The following is an 18,890-nucleotide window of genomic DNA, read 5'->3' as shown; positions in this document are numbered from 1 at the left end:
TAGTAATGATATTATCTTTTGTGGATAACCGTTATTAAAATAAACTCTATACAAAATATACCTCATTAAAGAATAAATAGTCAATAATTTTTTAGTAATTAAATTACTTATTATAAATAATAGGACAGCGCTAACAGCACCGTCCCCCTACTTCCCCCCACTTTTCTTCTCAAAATACACATGCAACCGATACTCGCAAATCTGTTGCGTCCATTCGTATAGCATATGTTCGTCTTCTGGTGCGATGGAGAAGTTGAGCGAGAAGACGTTATTTTCAAACGAAACAAGCCCATTGGAACTGCCGCTCCATTTTGTCATCGGCATTTTGGTGATGAGTTTGGCGACTTTTTGCTCGTCGTATTGCCATAAGCGCTTCGTTTCCCCGTCGGAGAAGTCGATGCGTTTTCGGTATTCTTTTTCCGTCAAATATTGATGGAAAAATGGTGCGGCTTCGGTTGGTGTCATTGGCAAATGCCAACGTGACGTCCCTCGGTTTAGCATCGCCTGCAAGACGACCATTTTGTAGCTTTTTGTCATCACTGTTCGCTCGACTTCGATAAGCCATGACTCGTACTTTAAAAACACTTCTTTTTCCCGCTCGGACAATTCATCTGCCCAGTAAAGAAAGCCGACGTACGATTTGAATTCGTCCCTGTATTCTTTTGCTTCACTTCGTCCATGCAAATGAAGTTCCAAGTACGTCGGACGGCGGCCGAGCTGTTGTTTTACGTCGTAATAGTCTACTAATAATTTTTCTTTGCGTGGTTGGCGTTTTCTGCGCATTTCTTCTAATAAGTGAACGACACGAACATCAAAATCGACAACACATCCGTCAGGGGCAACAGGGATCATAGACTTTTGTTTTTTTCTTTCTTCTTTTTGCGTATCGAATAAGGCGAGTTTCACATCGGCATTGCGATAGTTTCCGATTAAGTCGATAATGACGCAATATTGTTTTTCTGGATGAAGACGCAAGCCGCGCCCGACTTGTTGGGTGAAAATCGTTAATGACTCGGTCGGACGGACGAATAATAGCGTATCAACCGCTGGAATATCGACGCCTTCGTTAAATAAATCGACGGTGAAAATCGCGTCTAATTCGCCTTTTTCGAGTAGTTCAATCGCTTTCGTGCGTGTAATATGTACTTGTTTTGAATGCAAACTCACCGTGCGGTAGCCGTGTTCGTTAAAATAATTGGCCAAAAAATCCGCTTGGCGAATGGAAGAACAAAACACGAGCGTTTTCGTTTGCTTATATTTCTCCCAAGCTTGCAAAATGCGTTCTGCCATTTCGTGACGAAGTTGTGCTTGCAATAGTTGTTCTTCATCGTAGCGGTTGCCGCGCCAAGCGATTTTCGTATAATCTGTATCGTCATATACGCCATAATAGTGAAATGGGGCAAGCCACCCGCGTTGTACCGCTTCGATAAAATCAATGCGGTATGCCACATTTCCGTCGCAAAGCGCGTATACGTCTTTATAGTCATTACGATCAGGCGTCGCGGTAATGCCAAGTAAAAATTTCGGCTGGAAATACGCAAGCACCCGTTCATATGACTTCGCCGCGGCATGATGAAATTCGTCAATGACAATGAGATCAAACGCGTCTTTCGCAAATATTTCTAAATGTTTTTTCATGCTTAGCGTAAAAATCGACGCAAAGACGACATCGGCTTGCCCTTCTTTCATTTTGCCGTCGTAAATGCCAAACGTCTTATCGGAAAGCACTTGCACAAACGACCGCTTCGCTTGATGTAAAATTTCTTCGCGGTGCGCTACAAATAGCACTCTTTGAAACTTTCGGGCAAAAAAAGCAGCCAAGTACGTTTTACCTAGCCCTGTTGCCATAACGACCATCGCGCGATCATAACCTTCTTCGTATGTAGCCTCTAGCTGAGCAAGCGCTTCTACTTGCGCAAAGCGCGGCTGAATGGTCCCATATGAAGCCCTTTCATCATAAATCATTTCCGTTTCTTCTTTCTTTGTCGTTGGAAGCATCAACTCTACTTCCTCTAGCTTCGTCCATTGTCGCACGAGGTTCGTATGACGTTGATGATAAATAGCATATTGTTCTTCATACTGTTGTAACGTTTCGGCATTCACTTGCACCGTTTGTTCGGCGTAAAAAAGCGTTAAAAATTCATTCATTACTTCCACGCATTTATGTATGCCGATACTCCATTCTACACCGCTTGTTAACGCTGAACGAGATAAATTGGACGAACCGATAATAAAATATCCATCATCTTCATTCTCAAATAAATACGCTTTCGGATGGAAAGAAACACCGTCGCTTTTCCATAAGCGAACTTCAATGTTCGGATGGATCGTGATAAGCTGACGCAGAGCCTCGGGTTGTGTGACATATAAATAATCGCCCGCACAGATTTTAATATCGGCTCCCCGCTCCGCTGCACGTTGGAGCGGTTCTTTTATGACCTCTACGCCCGACTTCATCACAAACGACGTTAAAATATAAATTGTTGAAGATGTTTCGATATACTCGTTTAGCTTTTCGATCAAATGACGTTTAATAAACTCGACTTTACTCATCGTGTACCTCAATTAAGAAAATTTTCTCTTTAAACCCTCCTCGTTGTTCCGCTTTCGATGCACGAATGGCTTCGACTTGTTCCATCGTTGCCCCGTGACATGCAGCAAGCGCATGAATAATTTCCAATAAATCAGCTAGCTCTTCGACCGCTGTGACATCATCTGGTGCATTCATATATTCCTCTAATTCCTCAAACGCTTTTTTTCGCAGTTCTTGGCGATATTCCTCATCACTTAATGTTCGCGTTGTAAATGTCTTCCCTGCTTCTTCAATAACTTTAGGAATCAAATCTCGAACCAATTTATTATAAACAGGCATCGTATCCTCTCCTTTTCTTGTTCATCTCTTTCTATTTTACAATATTACCCACTCCTTTGAAATAAAAAACTGTCTCAAGGGCATTATTGTAGAGATAAAAGGAAATAGATAAACATAGAAAATAAAGCCCACTTTCTCATATTCCTTTCCCTCATCTTTTCCTTCCTCTCGCCATACATACAAATCCTCACAAATCGACAACATAATAAACAGCATACATAAGAAAGGGAGGTTTATAATGAAACTGCACGGCTTTAACAACTTAACGAAATCGCTTAGTTTTAATATGTACGACATTTGTTACACGACAAGCGCAAGTGAGCGGGAAGCGTATATTTCATACATTGACGAAGTGTATAATGCGGAACGGTTGACGAATATTTTAAAAAACGTGGCGGATATGATTGGAGCGCACATTTTGAATATCGCCAAGCAAGATTATGTTCCTCAAGGGGCTAGCGTCACAATGCTTATATCAGAAGGACCGATTGAAGTGCCGAAAGAAGAACCGCCTGTGCCACAAGCGGTCGTTTGCGCTCTTGATAAAAGCCATATTACCGTGCATACATATCCAGAATATCATCCGAACGACGGAATTAGCACGTTTCGCGCTGATATTGATGTTGCAACGTGTGGAGAAATTTCGCCGTTAAAGGCGCTTGATTATTTAATTCGTTCATTTGAAACCGATATTATGATTATCGACTATCGTGTACGAGGATTTACACGCGACACTTCAGGAAAAAAGTTATTTATTGATCACGATATTACATCCATTCAAAACTACATTCCTGACGACATTCGCAAACAATACGATATGATTGACGTGAACGTGTATCAAGAACATATTTTTCATACGAAATGCAAATTACGCGAGTTTGATTTAGATAGCTATTTGTTTGAGCTGTCGAAAGATCAACTGACAAAAGAAGAAGCAGATACGATTACACATAAATTACGCATAGAGATGGATGAAATTTTTTATGGAAAAAATATGCCGCATCCATGACAAAATAACAGACAGAGACGAGCGCTCTGTCTGTTATTTTTTATTTCTCCATAACAAATATACAAAATAAGGCGCACCGATGATCGACACGATGACACCAGCAGGGAGGCCATCTGGTTCAATTAAATTGCGTCCAATCGTATCAGCAAGCAACAATAACGCACCACCCATCAGCATCGTCACAGGTAAACTTAACTCGTTTCGAGGACCAACAAGCGCCCGAGCAATATGTGGGGCCATTAAACCGACAAATGCGATACCGCCCGTGACGGAAACAGCCGATGCGGCAAGCGCCACCGCCGTCAATAGTAAAACGAGTCGTTCGCGATCGAGCGATACACCGATGCCAATGGCCACAGGATCATTCAATTGCAAAGCATTCAAGCGATGAGCTTTATATAAAACGAATGGAACGAGAATGATGAGCCACGGCAACAATGCGAGAACGAACACCCAATCGAGCCCCCAAATACCGCCGGCTAACCATTTTGCAATAAAATCGACTCTCGTACGATCTGCTCCTGAAATAAGAACGATCATCAATCCCGAAAACGCCGTAGCAAAACCGATTCCGATTAACACGAGGCGAATCGGTTGAAGTCCTATTTGTTTATTGTACGACAACGTATAGATGAGAATCGCTGTAAGGAGAGCACTGCAAAAAGCGACGAGCGGAATAAGGTAAGCAAATGATTGTGCCTGAATCGGAACAAATAAAAAGAACAAGGCGACACCAACACCTGCGCCCGCATTTATACCGATAACACCTGGATCGGCTAAATCGTTGCGCATCACAACTTGTAAAATGGCACCAGACAACGCTAATGCCACACCTGCAAGCAACGTAATAACGATGCGTGGCAAACGAATCGAAAACAAAATGAATTGCTCTTTAAACGTCCCGTCACCTAAAAGCACCGGAATGAGACGGTCGAAAGATAAAGAAGAATAGCCTGTTCCCATGCTGATGATGGCCGTTATGCAGATGAACATAAATAGAACGAGCAAAATGATGCGCTGTTTTTTTCGTAACTGAGGTACGATCATAGCATTTTCTCTCCTTTACGCACGATGAAAAGAAAAAATGGAAGCCCCATGACAGCCACAACCGCGACGACGGGTGTTTCATATGGTGCGTGAATCATTCGTGCAATCGTATCGGCAAATAACATAAATGTCGCACCTCCGATCGCACTCATTGGCAAAATAAATCGATAATCCGTTCCAACAAACGAACGGACAAGATGTGGAATCATTAAACCGACAAATGCTAAATTGCCAACGAGCGCAACAGACGCACCAGCTAAAACGATGACGACGAAAAAGAGAATTGCTTTGACGCGCGTCAGTTGTTGGCCAAGCCCGACTGCTACTTCTTCGCTCATACTTAAAATTGTTAATTGACGGCTTTGCCAAAAAGCAATAAGCATCGCGAAACAAATGAACGGGGTAACGATTTTTAATTCGTGCCATGTCGTTCCCATCATGCCGCCAGCCGTCCACATCGATACGTCTTTCGATACTTTATACAGAAGTCCGATCCCTTCTGCGACGGCGTATAAAAAAGTAGAAATGGCTGCACCAGCTAGGACGATCCGAAACGGTGAAAATTGTTTACCGCCCGCGCTAAAAACGAGCAAGCCTCCGAACGCAGCACCAGCAAAACAAGCGAGCACCGTTTGTATATAGTTTGTAGAAGGAAAAAAAGCAAACACGATCGCTAAAGCCGCATTCGCTCCTGCCGTTAGTCCAATAAGTCCCGGATCTGCAAGTGGGTTGCGCGTCATCCCTTGCATAATGGCGCCAGCGACAGCCAAGGCTGCACCTACGACGACAGCTGCGGATTCACGCGGCAGGCGCACTTCGTGAATCATCGTTGCTATTTTGTTTGTTTCTGGCGCTGTGATCGCTAGCCAGACGTCTTTTATTGTCGTATCCGCCGCTCCGATCACAATGGCACAAACGAATGTCGTAATCAATAAAGTGAAAGCAAGTACAAATTTTTTCAGCATACGCATCCTCTCTTTTCTATTTACATAAAGAAAGAGGAATTCACGACGAACTCCTCTTTCTTTTATATTACTCTCCTAAGAAGTGCTTTTTGAAAAACTCAAGCTGATATTCTAATGTAATTGGGTCGTTAAAGTAAAATTCTTTTGCATTGGCTTCAAAGACGCGATTGTTTTTCACCGCTGGGATATTTTTATACGTATCTGTTTCTGTGAATGAAAGATCGCCATCTGCATTTTTGCTGAAAATGAGATAATCTCCGGCAAATTGCGGAAGAACTTCAAGGGAAATCGCATAGTATCCATCTTTTAATGCATGTTCTTCTACTGCTTTTGGCATTTTTAATTTCATTTCTTGATATAAAATTTCTGTGCCGCGGCCCCAGTTGTTTCCGAATACATACAGTTGTTTATCGAAGTTTTCAATGACCGAAACGGTTGCATTTTCACCAATTTTTGCGCGAATTTTTTCGCCAGCTTCTTGTGCCCGCTTTTTGAAGTCATCGATCCATTTTTTCGCTTCTTCTTCTTTATTTAATAACTTTCCAATTTCTAAATGTTGTGTTAAATAGTCTACTTTTCCGTAAGTATATGTGACAGTTGGAGCAATTTCTTTTAATTTATCTAAGTTTTTGTTTGTTGACGCAGCGATAATTAAATCTGGCTCAAGCTCGATAATTTGTTCCAAACTTTCATCTGTTACTTCCTTTGCATCTTTCAAATATGGCTCATAACGAGGGTTCATTTTTGCCCAAGAGTCAACCCCAACAATCGGTACATCTAACGCCATCACACTACCTGCTAAAAAGGAAGATAAAACGACAACGCGCTTCGGATTCGTAGGCACTTCGACTGGGCCTGTTTCAGATTGATATGTCATTGTTTTTGGCTCGTTTGCTTCTTTTGCTTCCTTTTCTTGTTCTTTTTCAGCTGCTTGATTACCGCACGCACTCAAGATGAGGACGAACAAAAGAAGAATGGACATCATTCGCTTCTTCAACATGTTCTGCATCTCCTTTTGCATCTCCTTTTATTAAATGATATGTGATACACATCGGTTTGTTTGTTCGAGGGTCACGGCCAATTTCTGCGTCGATATGAAACACTTTTCGTAATACGTCGCGCGTCATCACTTGTTCGCACGTTCCTGCTTGAACAATTTTTCCGTCTTTCATCGCAATCATATAATCTGCAAAGCGTGCTGCTTGATTTAAATCATGCAACACCATAATGATCGTGCGCTTTTGTTCGCGGTTTAAACGTTGCAACAATTCGAGCACTTCTAATTGATGCGCCATATCTAAATACGTTGTCGGTTCATCTAAAAAAATGATATCGGTCTCTTGCGCAAGCGCCATCGCAATCCAGACGCGTTGTCTTTGACCACCTGATAGCGAATCAACTGGACGGTGTTTAAATGCGATCGTTCCGGTCACTTCAAGCGCCCAATCAATAACTTCATAGTCGCGCTTCGTTAGCCGGCCGAATCCTTTTTGGTATGGGAACCGTCCGTAAGAAACGAGCTCACCAACCGTCAATCCCCCCGGACTTTCCGGCGTTTGCGGTAAAATGGCCATTTTTTGCGCCAGCAATTTCGTATGCTCTTGCGAAATTTGTTTCCCGTCTAAAATGACCGCTCCCTCTTGATGACGAATAATGCGTGTCATCGCTTTTAAGAGCGTCGATTTTCCGCACCCGTTCGGCCCGATAATTGTCGTTATTTTTTCATCTGGAATATGTACAGTTAACCGATCAACAATGACGCGTTCTCCATATCCGATCGAAAGTTGCTCTGTATACAACCGTGACATATGTTTACCCCCTCGAACATGTAGCCAACTAATCGATATTGAGAATTAATATCAATACACATTGTAATTTACATGAATTGATTATCATTGTCAATTATTTTTTTATGAAAAAACCAACTTCATTCTGAGGGAAGTTAAAAATGTGTTTTTTTTCTTTTTATTTGTTTATTTAGAACAATGTTTAATAAAAGTAAACTAAGCATTAATGAAGCGGTTTTCGACTAGGAAAACCGCTTGAGTGTACGAGCAATGTTCCGTGCTTTCGCATATAAGAGCGTAGAAGCTGATTGCATGCATTGTTCTACCGTCATCGGTTTTGTCGCAATCGCATCACAGCTAACAAAATATGCGTAGAGCTTTTCAAACCCATCGCCGAGACTGCCTGACAATAAAAAAGCAGGGACGTCATATTCGTTCGCTAATTGTGCGACATAAAATGGTACTTTTCCATATAACGTTTGCTCGTCGCTTTGTCCTTCTCCAGTAATGACAATGTGAGCATGTTTGATTTTTTGCGGCAGTTGCACCGTTTCACCAACAAGTTTTGCCCCGGAAATTAATTTCCCTCCAAGCAATAAAAAGGCAAAACCTAAACCTCCTGCCGCACCAGCTCCGCGCTCACGTGCATATGAACGACCAATTTGCTGTTCGATTGTTTGCGCATACGTATATAGCCATCGATCCAATATACGAACCACTTCATCATTCGCTCCTTTTTGCGGTCCAAATACGTACGATGCTCCTCGCTCTCCACAAAGCGGATTATCGACATCACATGCGATAAGAAACTCGCTTTCATGCAGGCGTCGATCAAGCGATGTCATATTGACATGAGCGATTTGTGGCAAAGAAGACGGGACCGGAGGCAATGGTTCCCCTTTAGCGTTCGTAAACGTCGCACCGAGCGCACATAACATGCCGAACCCACCATCATTTGTACTACTTCCGCCAAGCCCAATGACGAAACGGCGATACCCCGCATCAAGCGCTGTCGCGATCACTTCGCCCACACCATACGTTGTCGTGTGAAGCGGATTGCGCTTTTCCATTGGGACAAGCGGCAAGCCGATCACTTGCGCCACTTCGATGACAGCCGTATCTTGAGCAACGCCATATGCCGCTTGCCGCGTTTCGAAAAGCGGACCGCGAACCGTTACATATTGAACGGAGCCGTTCATAGCGGAAACGATCGCTTCCATCGTCCCTTCTCCCCCGTCTGCCATCGGAACAGCGATGACGGTCGCTTCCGGATATTCATCGGAAAACGCTTTTTTGATTACGGTACACACATCATGTGCCGATAAACTTCCCTTAAATGAATCTGGTGCAATGATAACTTTCATTTCGCAACAACCTTTTTCAATATATTTTTTCCGTCTTGGCGAACGAACAAAACAGTCATCGTTGTTCCACGTTCACATGAAAACGATTCATTCGTCGTCATTATTTCATAATCTCGATAAGGGGAGCGATACATATCAAATAAAAACGACGTTTCATTTACCCACTGAATAAAAATGATGTCGGCAAAATATTCTCCGTTGACGTACGAAAGTGCTGAACCGTCTTTTCGTTCCATTGAAATCAGTTTCTTTTCCCCTTCGATTTCGCAAAACGCCACCCCAACATCGTCACCGGCACAAAAGCCGATTATCGGCTCGTTCGTCGTAGTCGTAAACGTAAGCGTCTCTCCCTTCACTTGCACATCAACTGTTCGTTCATAAGCACGAATAAATATGCCTTCAACACAAAATAATTGTTGGTCACCACATTCCATAAGTCATTCCCTTTCTAGTTATGTTTCTTCCTTCATCATAATACAGACGAAAATGTTTTCACAACATCATCCGTTTTGTTAAAATGGTAGTATGCTTTACGATAAGGAGGTTTTGTTATGTTAGAAAAACAATTGGAAAAATACGCACAATTAGCTGTACGTGTTGGGGTTAACATTCAACCAGGACAAACGTTGTTTATTAACGCACCGTTACCGTCTGCCCCACTTGTGCGCGAAATTGCTAAAAAAGCGTACGAAGCGGGAGCAAAACATGTGCATGTCGAGTGGAGCGATGAAGAGATCACGTACATAAAATTTAAACACGCACCAGAAGAAGCGCTTCATGAATACCCGTCTTGGCTTGCGAAAGGGCGTGAGGAAGTCGCTGAAAAAGGTGGGGCGTTTTTAAGCATTTATGCACCGAATCCAGACTTATTAAAAGATATTGACCCTGCGCGTGTCGCAGCAGCAACGAAAGCAGCAAGCCTTGCGCTACAACATTATCGCAGTCGCCTAATGGCCGATCATAACTGTTGGTCGTTAATTGCTGTGCCGACGCCAGCATGGGCGAAAAAAGTATTTCCGAATATGAATGAAGACGAAGCGATCGCAAAATTATGGGACGTTATTTTCCAAGTGACACGCGTAGATCAAGACGATCCGATTGCGGCATGGAAAACGCATAACGAAAAATTAGCGCGCATTGTCGATTATTTAAACAATAAGCAATATAAACAGCTCATTTATAACGGGCCAGGAACAAATTTAACGGTGGAGCTTCCAGATGGACATATTTGGGCTGGTGGTGCAGCGAAGAGCACAGATGGCATTATATTTAATCCAAACATACCAACCGAAGAAGTATTTACGATGCCTCATAAAGATGGAACGAACGGCGTTGTGCGCAATACAAAACCGCTTAACTACGGTGGAAATATTATTGATGGCTTTACGCTTACATTTAAAGATGGAAAAGTCGTTGATTTTACAGCAGAAGTCGGTTACGATACATTGAAACATTTGCTTGATACAGACGAAGGCGCACGCCGACTAGGAGAAATTGCGCTCGTCCCGCATCGCTCCCCGATTTCTCAATCGAATCTTGTTTTTTATAATACGTTATTTGATGAAAATGCTGCCTCGCATTTAGCGCTTGGCAAAGCATATCCAACAAATATTGAAGGCGGAACGAATATGCGCACAGAGGAGTTGCTTGCACGTGGCGCGAACGATAGTTTAGTGCATGAAGATTTTATGATCGGTTCGCATGAATTAAACGTCGATGGGGTTACAAAAGACGGTGTGCGCGAACCGATTATGCGAAACGGTGAATGGGTCATTTCGATTTAAAAATGTTGCGGCGTTTGTCCGCAACATTTTTTTCGTTCGCATAGCTTGCAACAAATGAAGCGAAACAACAAGGACGAAATCGAACGGTCGTGTATAAAAAGGAATACTTGCATGAAACGTAAAACTATACGACAATAAAAGTAAAAACAATTAAAGGAGCGACAAATATGAAACAACGGTCGAAGTTACTTATTAGCATCGTTGCGGCTGTTACATTGCTTTCCGCTTGCAACGAACAAACAACTGCGCCAGCAAAACAGCCTATTGAAAATAAAGAGCAAAAAAAACAAGCACCGGCACCGCTTGAATTGACACTTGTTGAAAGTACAAATCAACCGTTTACGATTTCATTATTACCGAAGTTTAGTTTAGAGGCAGAAGAGCCAGGAAAAGATGTCGTCATGCATGAAAGTGAGCAAGAGCAATGGATGCGCATTGAACTTTTGCCAAAAGAAGCAAAAGAACAAATGGAAACGTACGCAAAAGAACGGGCTATGGCTGTCACTGAGGAAGCTACTCCGTTTGAAGGGACATTGCCGTTTGAAGATGCTATTGTATACGAAGCATCTGTCGATAATAGTGTCGTATATATTATTGGCGTAACAGAAAATGCACCGATGTTTTTAACGGTGTTTACGAAAAAAGGAGATAATTGGCTTGATACGTTTATGACGATGGCGAAAACGATTCAACGAACCGAAACGGAAACGAGTGAACAACCGAACGAATCATTTTTCACATACAAAAGTAGCAATCAGCCGTTTCAAGCAAACATTTTAAACGGTTATCAAGCCGAAGCGGTCGAACCGGGCAAAGATATGATTTTTCTCGACGAAGAAAAAGCATCGATGACAGTAGAACTTATTGATGATGGTGCGGACTGGTCGTTAATCGAGGAACAAGCAGAACAGTACGTAAAGGCAAGCAGTAAAGACGGCACAGTCGAAAAAGTAACGTGGACAAAAGGAACGCTTTTAAACGGAGCGGACGTATATAAAAGTGCCATTACAGATGGAGAAGTATATGTATTTGTTGTAAAGAGCGGAACGCCGATGCGACTCACCATTTTCGTTCAGCAAGCTGATGGGTTAGATCCGTTTTTGCAAATGGCAGAAACGATTAAACGTATTGACTGAGGAGGGTTTTCATGGAGCTATTAGAAGCATATCGATCATTATGGTCACACCGTTCGTTGCCTGCCACAGAAAACAATGCAGAAACTGTCCTATGCGATGCGATTCGCCGCGATTTATTAGATGAAATGACACATCCTCGTTTGAGAAAATCGCCTTACGAAAAATTTTCATTGGCGCTCAAGCGCATTGCGTCATCATCGCTCGATGCGAAACAACAATACGAACTCGTCCGTTTATACGTACAACAGCTTGAAAACTTGCCTTCCCGCTAAGGCAAGTTTTTTTGTATAACATCTCGTCATTTGCACAAAATATGTAGCGAATATAATACGAGGAGGTTTTTCGATGGATCCGTTTCGTTCATTAGATGTGATGCGACGAGATGTAGAACGTATGTTTTCTAGCTTTCCTTCCCTTTTTTCGCACGTAGATGGTGTGTTTCGTATGCCTCGCGTCGATGTGCATGAAAATGAAAAAGAAATGATTGTGACGTGCGACATTCCGGGGCTAGAGCGAAAAGAAGACGTCGATATTCATATCGATCATCAAACGTTATCGATTAGCGGACACGTGCGCAGACAACACGACGTACACGATGAACATATGCATCGGCAAGAGCGGTTTTATGGGCGGTTTCATCGTACCATTCCTCTTCCCTCCCCTGCCGCACATGAACATGTTCAAGCATCATATAAAAATGGTGTACTTGAAATTCGTATCCCGAAAGCGCAGGCTGATGAGAAAAAACGAATTGACGTACAATTTCATTGACACCGGCACGATCGCCGGTGTTTTTTTGAAACTTTTATGCGGTTCACACGTATGTATGCATGGGGTGAAAGAAATGGATGACAAATCGTTTTTAATCGAGCAACTTCATCTTATTGAACAATGGGAAAAAGAACAAAAGCGCATTTGGTTTTGGGAAAAAATAAGCCGTTTGCCTTTTGCTTTACTTGATCGATTGACCCCGGCGTGGATACATAAAAAAATGGCGCAATTGCTTGATGAGCTTGGCCAATATATTCAAACAGGCGGACAATATTTAGTAAATAAAGAAGCCGTTTTATCAACGTTTTATGGAGTGCCAACGCTACACGCTGTTCGTTCGATTCCTTTACAACGGATGAATGAAGCGTGTGAAACATTAATTGCGAAACGTAAAACGTTTGCGATGTATCAAGGGGCAACGACAGGATTGGGTGGAGCGTTTACGTTGCTTCTCGATATTGCTGTCGTTTTAGGCACCGCTTTAAAAACGTTGCAAGAAATTGCGATCGTATACGGATTTGATCCACATGAGAAAGAAGAACGATTGTTTATCGTCAAATGTTTACAATTTGCGCTTGCTGACGTCGTTGGCAAGCAAGCGATATTAAATGAATGGACAGCAAAAAATGAACGACAAACGATGTCACAATTACAAGGATGGCGCGAAATCGTTTGGGCGTTTCGCGACCAGTACGGTTGGAAAAAGTTGTTTCAATCCGTTCCGATTGTAGGAATGTTATTTGGAGCATGGACAAATCAAACGATGATTCACGACATTGCTGAAGCAGGTGCAATGTTTTATCGTAAACGACGCATTATAGAAAGGTTGGAAGAAATAGAAAAGGCGGGATCCCCCGCATACCCGTCAAGTTTAGTGTTAAGGGTCGTTGTGTCCATACGCAATGTTTGTGATCATTAGCTGAAGAAAAAGAATACCACATGTTTTAGGCATGCCAAATAACCCTCTTGGAGAGGGTTATTTGGCGTTTTTATGAATCTAATCAATAAATACCCAATTTAACCAAGAGATCCGATGCCGTTTCTTTTCCTTTCCTTCGATCCTTTCTTCCATGTTTTCTCAATAGAAGGAGGGGAGAAGAAAGGCTGATTTCTTCCTTGGATAGGCGCAAAAGCAGTTGTTGCCAATAGGATTGGAGAACATCTAGTGCTTTCCGTTCGCTGATTTGAATCCCTTCTGTTTGTTGCCAATACGTTCGAGCTTGAAACAGAAAGGTTTGAGTCACCAAAATGGCAATCAACGTCCCATATACATGGCATTCGAACCGTTCTTTCTTCATCTTCTTCACTTTCTCCAAATCAAAAACGGACTTCCACGCTTTAAACAGCAGTTCAATTTGCCACCGCAAAGAATAAAGCCCATAAACCTGTTGCCCATCAAACGACTCTTGTGGTAAATTAGTCAGTAAGATGTGGTATTTCTTTTGTTCGAGGGTTTGGCGTGTCAGCGCCTTCCCTTTTCTTTTTTCCCTTTTTCGCACATACGCCATCCGTTTTTGCCATTCTTCTTCCGTCAAACGTCGAAAAATCAAGCGTGGGATATACAAACGCTCATGCCCGATGTATACATGTTCCATTTCTACTGATTCCCCTTCCTTTAATTGATTCCCAAGAGATTCCCAATCCCATTCCTTCCACTGGCTATTCTCTTTGATATACACTTTCATATCGGAACGGAGCCGAGTAATATAATACGCTCCTCGGGCGTCGATCTCGGTTAGTGCGGCAACGGAGAAAAAGCCCAAATCCCGAATACATAGGTCATTCGGCAAAATCGTGTGCTGGGCATGATAGGCAAAACGGGCGTCCGAGTCATTGGCCGATTGAACGCATAGTTGAAGACAGGCACCAGACAACAAGTCATATTCAAACTGAATTTTCGCTCCTGATGAGACGGAACCTCGGTAGTCCTCCCCGTAGTCGGCAGGAACCAAAAAACTGGTCGAATCCAAAATCCGCAAGCGAGTAAAACACGTCCGGTAGGTTTGGATGGTGGACCAAAGCAATGGGCGTTGTCGTTGGAGGAGAAGGAAAAACACTTCTCGCAAAAACGCCACGGCTCGCTCGGTAAAGCGCTGATTCAATCCTTCGCTGGACAGGGAACAGTCATGGCGGAGCGTGAGAGACGTACATAACCGTTGGAGTGATTGTTGTGCCAGTGAGCCATCTCCCCATGCACAAAGAGTCAAAAATGCTTCTGCCGTTAATGCTCGTTTTCGTTGGATAAATCCTGTTTCTTGAGCAAGATGAGTCAATGTCTCAGGCGAGAAAAGTTGGCGGATGGTTTTCATCCATGCTTGCATTTGATTTTCCATAGAAAAAATCCTTTCTAACGAAGAGTATTCGCTAGAAAGGATACCATGTTTTTAACGGTGTACAAAGGCCCAAATGCTTAACTTGATGGCTATGGGGATCCCCCGCCTAACGTTACGCTTCATCACAAGGAATGACGGCATCATGAAGCGCCATGTTTACTTGTTGTTCATATCGGTTTCGTTCTTCTTCTGTCCAATGAAAATATGACTGCATAAGTGCAATGACGGCTTCTTTTAGCTGGCGAACCGCAGCGATGTCAAAAAAGAGGGCCCCTGTGCGACGAATGAAAAAGTCAAGCGGCGTAACGGTCATTTCGTGTTCGAGCGCATAGATGCACATCACATACCAATCGAGCGGTAGCGATACGTTATTAGGATCATACGTACGAGCTAATGCAAATAAACGATCAACATTCGTACCGTATCGCTGCACGAGCTGTTTTGCTTCTTTTTCTGTAAACCCGTAAGCAAGCCCTTCAGCTACTTTTTCGGATAGAAACGTATGCCACCGGCTCGCACCACCGACGTCTCCACCAGAAATTGGTAAATGTTTCGTTCGGCAAGGCGGATACGCCCCATCTAACTGTTTAGCAATAAGGTCAACAACCGTTTCCGCCATTTTGCGATAGCCAGTTAACTTTCCTCCCGCAATCGTAATGAGACCAGACGGGGATTGCCAAACTTCGTCTTTGCGGGAAATTTCAGACGGATCTTTCCCTTCTTCATAAATGAGCGGACGAATTCCAGCCCAGCTTGATTCAATTTGTTGTTCCGTCAAACGAACGGACGGAAACATGTAATGAATGGCACGTAATAAATAGTCGCGATCTTCACGCGTCATTTTCGGATGGGCACGATCACCATCATAAAACGTATCTGTTGTTCCCACGTACGTTTTCCCGTCGCGCGGAATCGCAAATACCATGCGACCGTCAGGCGTATCAAAATATACCGCTTGTTTAAGCGGAAAATGTGCTTGGTCAATGACAATGTGCACACCTTTTGTTAAACGTAATTTTTTTCCGACATTTGAGCCATCTTTTTCACGAAGTACATCGACCCATGGACCTGCCGCATTAACTATTTTTTTTGCATGTATCGTAAATGTTTTTCCTGTCGTTTGCTCGCGACACATCACGCCATGGATGCGCCCGTTTTTATCGTACAAAAACGACTCCGCCTTCACGTAGTTGACAGCATGCGCCCCGCATTCTACTGCTTTTTTAATAACTTCAATCGTCAAACGTGCATCATCTGTGCGATACTCAACATAATACCCACCACCGAGCAATCCATCTCGTTTAATTAACGGCTCTTTTTGTAGCGTCTCATCTGCGGACAACATCGTTCGTCGTTCTTCTTTTTTGACGAGAGCTAAATGATCATATACCCATAGCCCGATGGATGTGCTCCATCTTCCGAACGTGCCGCCGCGATGAATCGGCAATAACATCCATTCTGGAGTTGTCACATGCGGACCGTTTTCATATACGATGGCTCGCTCTTTCCCGACTTCTGCAACCATTTTCACTTCAAACTGTTTTAAATAGCGTAATCCTCCATGAACGAGCTTCGTTGAACGGCTCGATGTTCCAGCGGCGAAATCTTGCATCTCAATCAATGCTGTTTTCATGCCGCGCGTCGCTGCATCGAGCGCAATGCCACAGCCGGTAATTCCCCCGCCAATAATCAGCACATCGTACGTCGTTTGGCTCATTTCTTCTATCATTTGCAGTCGTCTTTTTGCCGAAAACATCATCATTCCCCCTTGTAAAACAAAAAGAGACCAAGACAAGCACAATAAGTTTCGCTTATTATGCATGTATGGTCTCTCTTCGTCTCTTGACATGTATGAACTTTAATTTCATTGTATCATATGTGCGGAAAAAAGCAACTGTTTTGCACAAAAAGCCATTTGATGGCCGAACGTGGTTTACATAGGCTAATATTCATTCCTTTTTCTTTATATTTGTTGACGATTTTTTTTACATTTGGTCGTTCATTTTTCCCTCGTTTTCTTTGCACACACTCTCTTCCTTTCTCATCTCTTTTACATATTTACGTCCATCACCTATAAAAAGTTTCGCGAACAATTTATTTTTTCCTGCATATATTACGAACAAACGTATGTCATAAGGAGTGAAAGTTGATGAAAAAAGATTTATCTCACATGCTTGACTCATTTTTTGATGATCGGTCATTAAAAAAACTGTTATACACGCTTGATGAATATGTGCATCGTACATTTTCACCGGTCTATATCCCGATCGATGTACGTGAAACGAATGAAGAATACGTCATTATCGCCCATCTTCCGAATGCGACACGCGATGGCGTCCATCTACAGTTTATAGACAATACACGTCTATTGTTGTCGGTTATTTATGATGAGCAAACAGAAACGATTGATGACGAAAAGAAATTCGTTCAACGCAAACGCACGTATGAACGGGCGACAAAATCGATTTTTCTTCCTTATCCTGTGAGTGAATCAGACACTCAAGCATCATTTCAAGACGGCAAACTGATCATTCGTCTTCCGCAACGAAAAACATTTATTCCAATCGAATAAATGCACGAAAAAACGCAAACGTTACAATTTAAACGTTTGCGTTAATCCTTTTACAAGACCGCTCATCTGGTTCATCACTTGCACCGCCTGCCCCATCGTATTCATCATTTTTGTGATATCATACGTTCCCTCTTTTGTTTTAAACTGCTCAAGCAAGCTTGGCGGTTTCGGGGCAGGAATGAATGGAGACATCGGCGGTACAAAAGGAGAAGCCGCTGGCGGAGCGAATGGAGACATCGATGGTACAACAGGCGGAACGACTGGCTGAGCTGGAAACAACACCGGTTGAGAATAGTATGGATAATAGTTCACTGGTGGAATATGTGGCATTTGCATCGTAGGCCACGATTGATACATATGTTTTCATCTCCTTTCATTACATCGTATTCGCTTGAAGTAAAATGGTTCGTGACTAATCATGTCAATCGATGTCGGAATTCTCAATTTTTTGAATTTAACATGTCGTCTTTTTTTATGTTATGATAAGTGTAAAAGGGGGAGGGCATAATTATGACAATTGTTGAATTAAAAAACAAATTTATCGCAATGAAACAATATGAACCGATCGATGCAAACGAACTGCTTGACTTTGCGCGCCAACTTTATTTGCGCAACGAATTGCCGCTTGGCATGTATCGTCATCTTGTACGCGATTTAGAGGCGCTTGGGGCATACAAACCCGATGACGAACGAGTCGTGCAATATTCGGGAAGCATTGAGTAAGGTGAAAGAATAAAGGTGGCACCATTGGCCACCTTTTTTATATTGCCGGAGCGAACGTATACGTTTCTTTTTTTTCAATTTGCTGTTCGATGTTGTCGAGTTGGCGTTCGATATGTTGTAAACGATCTTGTTGCATATCGTAATGTGTAGCCATTTGTTCTGCCGTACGCTCTTTTAATTTATTTTCTAACTGTTCAATTTCATCAAACAACTGTTGTAGTTGCATTTGAATATGTTCCATCCTCCAACTCCCCTTTCGCCCTTTGCCATACACATTCTCCATCCACTACCTCTTCCCTTCTCACTTGACAAAACTAGAAGAAATTCGGCAAACAAAGTGTTGTGTGTACAAAATTCGACAAATCGATGCGCATGTTTTTGACATGAGCGGTCAAAATAAAAAAGCGAAAGGAGGCATGGCGATGGCGAAAAAAGAACAAAAGAAAAAGCAAAAACCGAAGCAAGAAGAAACGACAGGCTTCGGCGACAAAAAGCTAGAAGGCCCGGATCGTCCTTCTACATAAGGA

At 42.7% G+C, this 18,890-nt stretch carries 21 protein-coding genes; 8 read left to right on the top strand and 13 right to left on the bottom strand.

The annotated features are described in order from the left end of the window. Window positions 1–147: 147 nt before the first annotated feature. A complete protein-coding gene (locus NSS60_RS06575; RefSeq protein ID WP_340720748.1) occupies window positions 148–2,553 on the bottom strand; it encodes a DEAD/DEAH box helicase family protein in 2,406 nt (801 codons plus the stop codon). Continuing rightward, the gene (locus NSS60_RS06570) at window positions 2,546–2,872 is read right to left on the bottom strand and encodes a nucleoside triphosphate pyrophosphohydrolase (RefSeq protein WP_340720747.1); all 327 of its coding nucleotides are present in this window, start codon (window positions 2,870–2,872) and stop codon (window positions 2,546–2,548) included. Before NSS60_RS06570 ends, NSS60_RS06575 begins: the two co-directional genes overlap by 8 nt. A 238-nt stretch (window positions 2,873–3,110) precedes the next feature. On the opposite strand from NSS60_RS06570, the gene speD reads away from it, so the two are divergent. Beyond that, on the top strand, window positions 3,111–3,881 hold the full coding sequence (gene speD / locus NSS60_RS06565; RefSeq protein ID WP_340720746.1) for an adenosylmethionine decarboxylase: 771 nt from the start codon (window positions 3,111–3,113) through the stop codon (window positions 3,879–3,881). Window positions 3,882–3,914: 33 nt separating this feature from the next. Here speD and NSS60_RS06560 read toward each other — a convergent pair whose 3' ends face one another. From NSS60_RS06560 to NSS60_RS06535, 6 genes are all read right to left on the bottom strand, one after another. Then, window positions 3,915–4,928: a FecCD family ABC transporter permease gene (locus tag NSS60_RS06560; protein ID WP_340720745.1), complete on the bottom strand. Its 1,014-nt coding sequence runs from the start codon at window positions 4,926–4,928 to the stop codon at window positions 3,915–3,917. Beyond that, complete coding sequence (locus NSS60_RS06555; protein WP_340720744.1) at window positions 4,925–5,899, bottom strand: FecCD family ABC transporter permease; 975 nt, start codon at window positions 5,897–5,899, stop codon at window positions 4,925–4,927. The genes NSS60_RS06560 and NSS60_RS06555 overlap by 4 nt, the downstream gene beginning before the upstream one ends. A gap of 61 nt (window positions 5,900–5,960) precedes the next feature. After that, window positions 5,961–6,893, bottom strand: coding sequence for an iron-hydroxamate ABC transporter substrate-binding protein (locus NSS60_RS06550; protein ID WP_429636038.1), 933 nt, complete (start codon window positions 6,891–6,893; stop codon window positions 5,961–5,963). Next, window positions 6,829–7,701 carry an ABC transporter ATP-binding protein gene (locus tag NSS60_RS06545; protein ID WP_340720743.1) on the bottom strand — a complete coding sequence of 291 codons (873 nt, stop codon included), beginning with the start codon at window positions 7,699–7,701 and terminating at the stop codon, window positions 6,829–6,831. Before NSS60_RS06545 ends, NSS60_RS06550 begins: the two co-directional genes overlap by 65 nt. Before the next feature lie 221 nt (window positions 7,702–7,922). Beyond that, the gene (locus NSS60_RS06540; RefSeq protein ID WP_340720742.1) at window positions 7,923–9,044 is read right to left on the bottom strand and encodes a glycerate kinase; all 1,122 of its coding nucleotides are present in this window, start codon (window positions 9,042–9,044) and stop codon (window positions 7,923–7,925) included. Continuing rightward, window positions 9,041–9,478, bottom strand: a complete 438-nt coding sequence (locus NSS60_RS06535) for a hypothetical protein (RefSeq protein WP_004889966.1) — start codon at window positions 9,476–9,478, stop codon at window positions 9,041–9,043. The genes NSS60_RS06540 and NSS60_RS06535 overlap by 4 nt, the downstream gene beginning before the upstream one ends. A gap of 117 nt (window positions 9,479–9,595) precedes the next feature. Between NSS60_RS06535 and NSS60_RS06530 the strand changes: the two genes are divergently transcribed. The 5 genes from NSS60_RS06530 (at window position 9,596) to NSS60_RS06510 (ending at window position 13,654) form a co-directional block, all read left to right on the top strand. Then, the gene (locus NSS60_RS06530) at window positions 9,596–10,828 is read left to right on the top strand and encodes an aminopeptidase (protein WP_192954033.1); all 1,233 of its coding nucleotides are present in this window, start codon (window positions 9,596–9,598) and stop codon (window positions 10,826–10,828) included. A 167-nt stretch (window positions 10,829–10,995) separates the two neighbouring features. Beyond that, window positions 10,996–11,964 (top strand): hypothetical protein, encoded by a 969-nt coding sequence (locus tag NSS60_RS06525; RefSeq protein WP_340720741.1) that lies wholly within the window; start codon window positions 10,996–10,998, stop codon window positions 11,962–11,964. 11 nt (window positions 11,965–11,975) lie between these two features. After that, window positions 11,976–12,236: a hypothetical protein gene (locus NSS60_RS06520; protein WP_340720740.1), complete on the top strand. Its 261-nt coding sequence runs from the start codon at window positions 11,976–11,978 to the stop codon at window positions 12,234–12,236. Window positions 12,237–12,309: 73 nt separating this feature from the next. Beyond that, on the top strand, window positions 12,310–12,735 hold the full coding sequence (locus tag NSS60_RS06515) for an Hsp20/alpha crystallin family protein (RefSeq protein WP_004889956.1): 426 nt from the start codon (window positions 12,310–12,312) through the stop codon (window positions 12,733–12,735). A 73-nt stretch (window positions 12,736–12,808) separates the two neighbouring features. Continuing rightward, a complete protein-coding gene (locus NSS60_RS06510; protein ID WP_340720953.1) occupies window positions 12,809–13,654 on the top strand; it encodes an EcsC family protein in 846 nt (281 codons plus the stop codon). 82 nt (window positions 13,655–13,736) lie between these two features. On the opposite strand, the gene NSS60_RS06505 is transcribed toward NSS60_RS06510, so the two are convergent. The 3 genes from NSS60_RS06505 to NSS60_RS06495 all read right to left on the bottom strand — a co-directional run bounded on the left by NSS60_RS06505 (window position 13,737) and on the right by NSS60_RS06495 (window position 17,093). Continuing rightward, window positions 13,737–15,068, bottom strand: a complete 1,332-nt coding sequence (locus tag NSS60_RS06505) for an IS4 family transposase (protein ID WP_340720650.1) — start codon at window positions 15,066–15,068, stop codon at window positions 13,737–13,739. Window positions 15,069–15,180: 112 nt separating this feature from the next. Continuing rightward, entirely contained in the window at window positions 15,181–16,827 is a 1,647-nt protein-coding gene (locus NSS60_RS06500; RefSeq protein WP_340720952.1) for a glycerol-3-phosphate dehydrogenase/oxidase, read from the bottom strand. Between the two features lie 113 nt (window positions 16,828–16,940). After that, the gene (locus NSS60_RS06495) at window positions 16,941–17,093 is read right to left on the bottom strand and encodes a hypothetical protein (RefSeq protein WP_155116420.1); all 153 of its coding nucleotides are present in this window, start codon (window positions 17,091–17,093) and stop codon (window positions 16,941–16,943) included. A gap of 124 nt (window positions 17,094–17,217) precedes the next feature. Between NSS60_RS06495 and NSS60_RS06490 the strand changes: the two genes are divergently transcribed. Continuing rightward, window positions 17,218–17,640 carry an Hsp20/alpha crystallin family protein gene (locus NSS60_RS06490; protein WP_004889949.1) on the top strand — a complete coding sequence of 141 codons (423 nt, stop codon included), beginning with the start codon at window positions 17,218–17,220 and terminating at the stop codon, window positions 17,638–17,640. Between the two features lie 21 nt (window positions 17,641–17,661). Here NSS60_RS06490 and NSS60_RS06485 read toward each other — a convergent pair whose 3' ends face one another. Next, a complete protein-coding gene (locus NSS60_RS06485; RefSeq protein WP_004889947.1) occupies window positions 17,662–17,997 on the bottom strand; it encodes a YppG family protein in 336 nt (111 codons plus the stop codon). Between the two features lie 153 nt (window positions 17,998–18,150). Here NSS60_RS06485 and NSS60_RS06480 point away from each other — a divergent pair, with 153 nt between their 5' ends. Further along, complete coding sequence (locus tag NSS60_RS06480) at window positions 18,151–18,363, top strand: YppF family protein (protein WP_004889946.1); 213 nt, start codon at window positions 18,151–18,153, stop codon at window positions 18,361–18,363. Window positions 18,364–18,400: 37 nt separating this feature from the next. On the opposite strand, the gene NSS60_RS06475 is transcribed toward NSS60_RS06480, so the two are convergent. Further along, the gene (locus NSS60_RS06475) at window positions 18,401–18,604 is read right to left on the bottom strand and encodes a hypothetical protein (RefSeq protein WP_006319523.1); all 204 of its coding nucleotides are present in this window, start codon (window positions 18,602–18,604) and stop codon (window positions 18,401–18,403) included. Window positions 18,605–18,890: the final 286 nt, after the last annotated feature.

Source organism: Anoxybacillus sp. FSL W8-0382 (genome assembly GCF_038003845.1).
Taxonomy (GTDB): domain Bacteria; phylum Bacillota; class Bacilli; order Bacillales; family Anoxybacillaceae; genus Anoxybacillus; species Anoxybacillus flavithermus_G.
The sequence above is the reverse complement of the archived record's forward strand: the minus strand, read 5'-3'. Positions and strand labels throughout refer to the sequence as shown.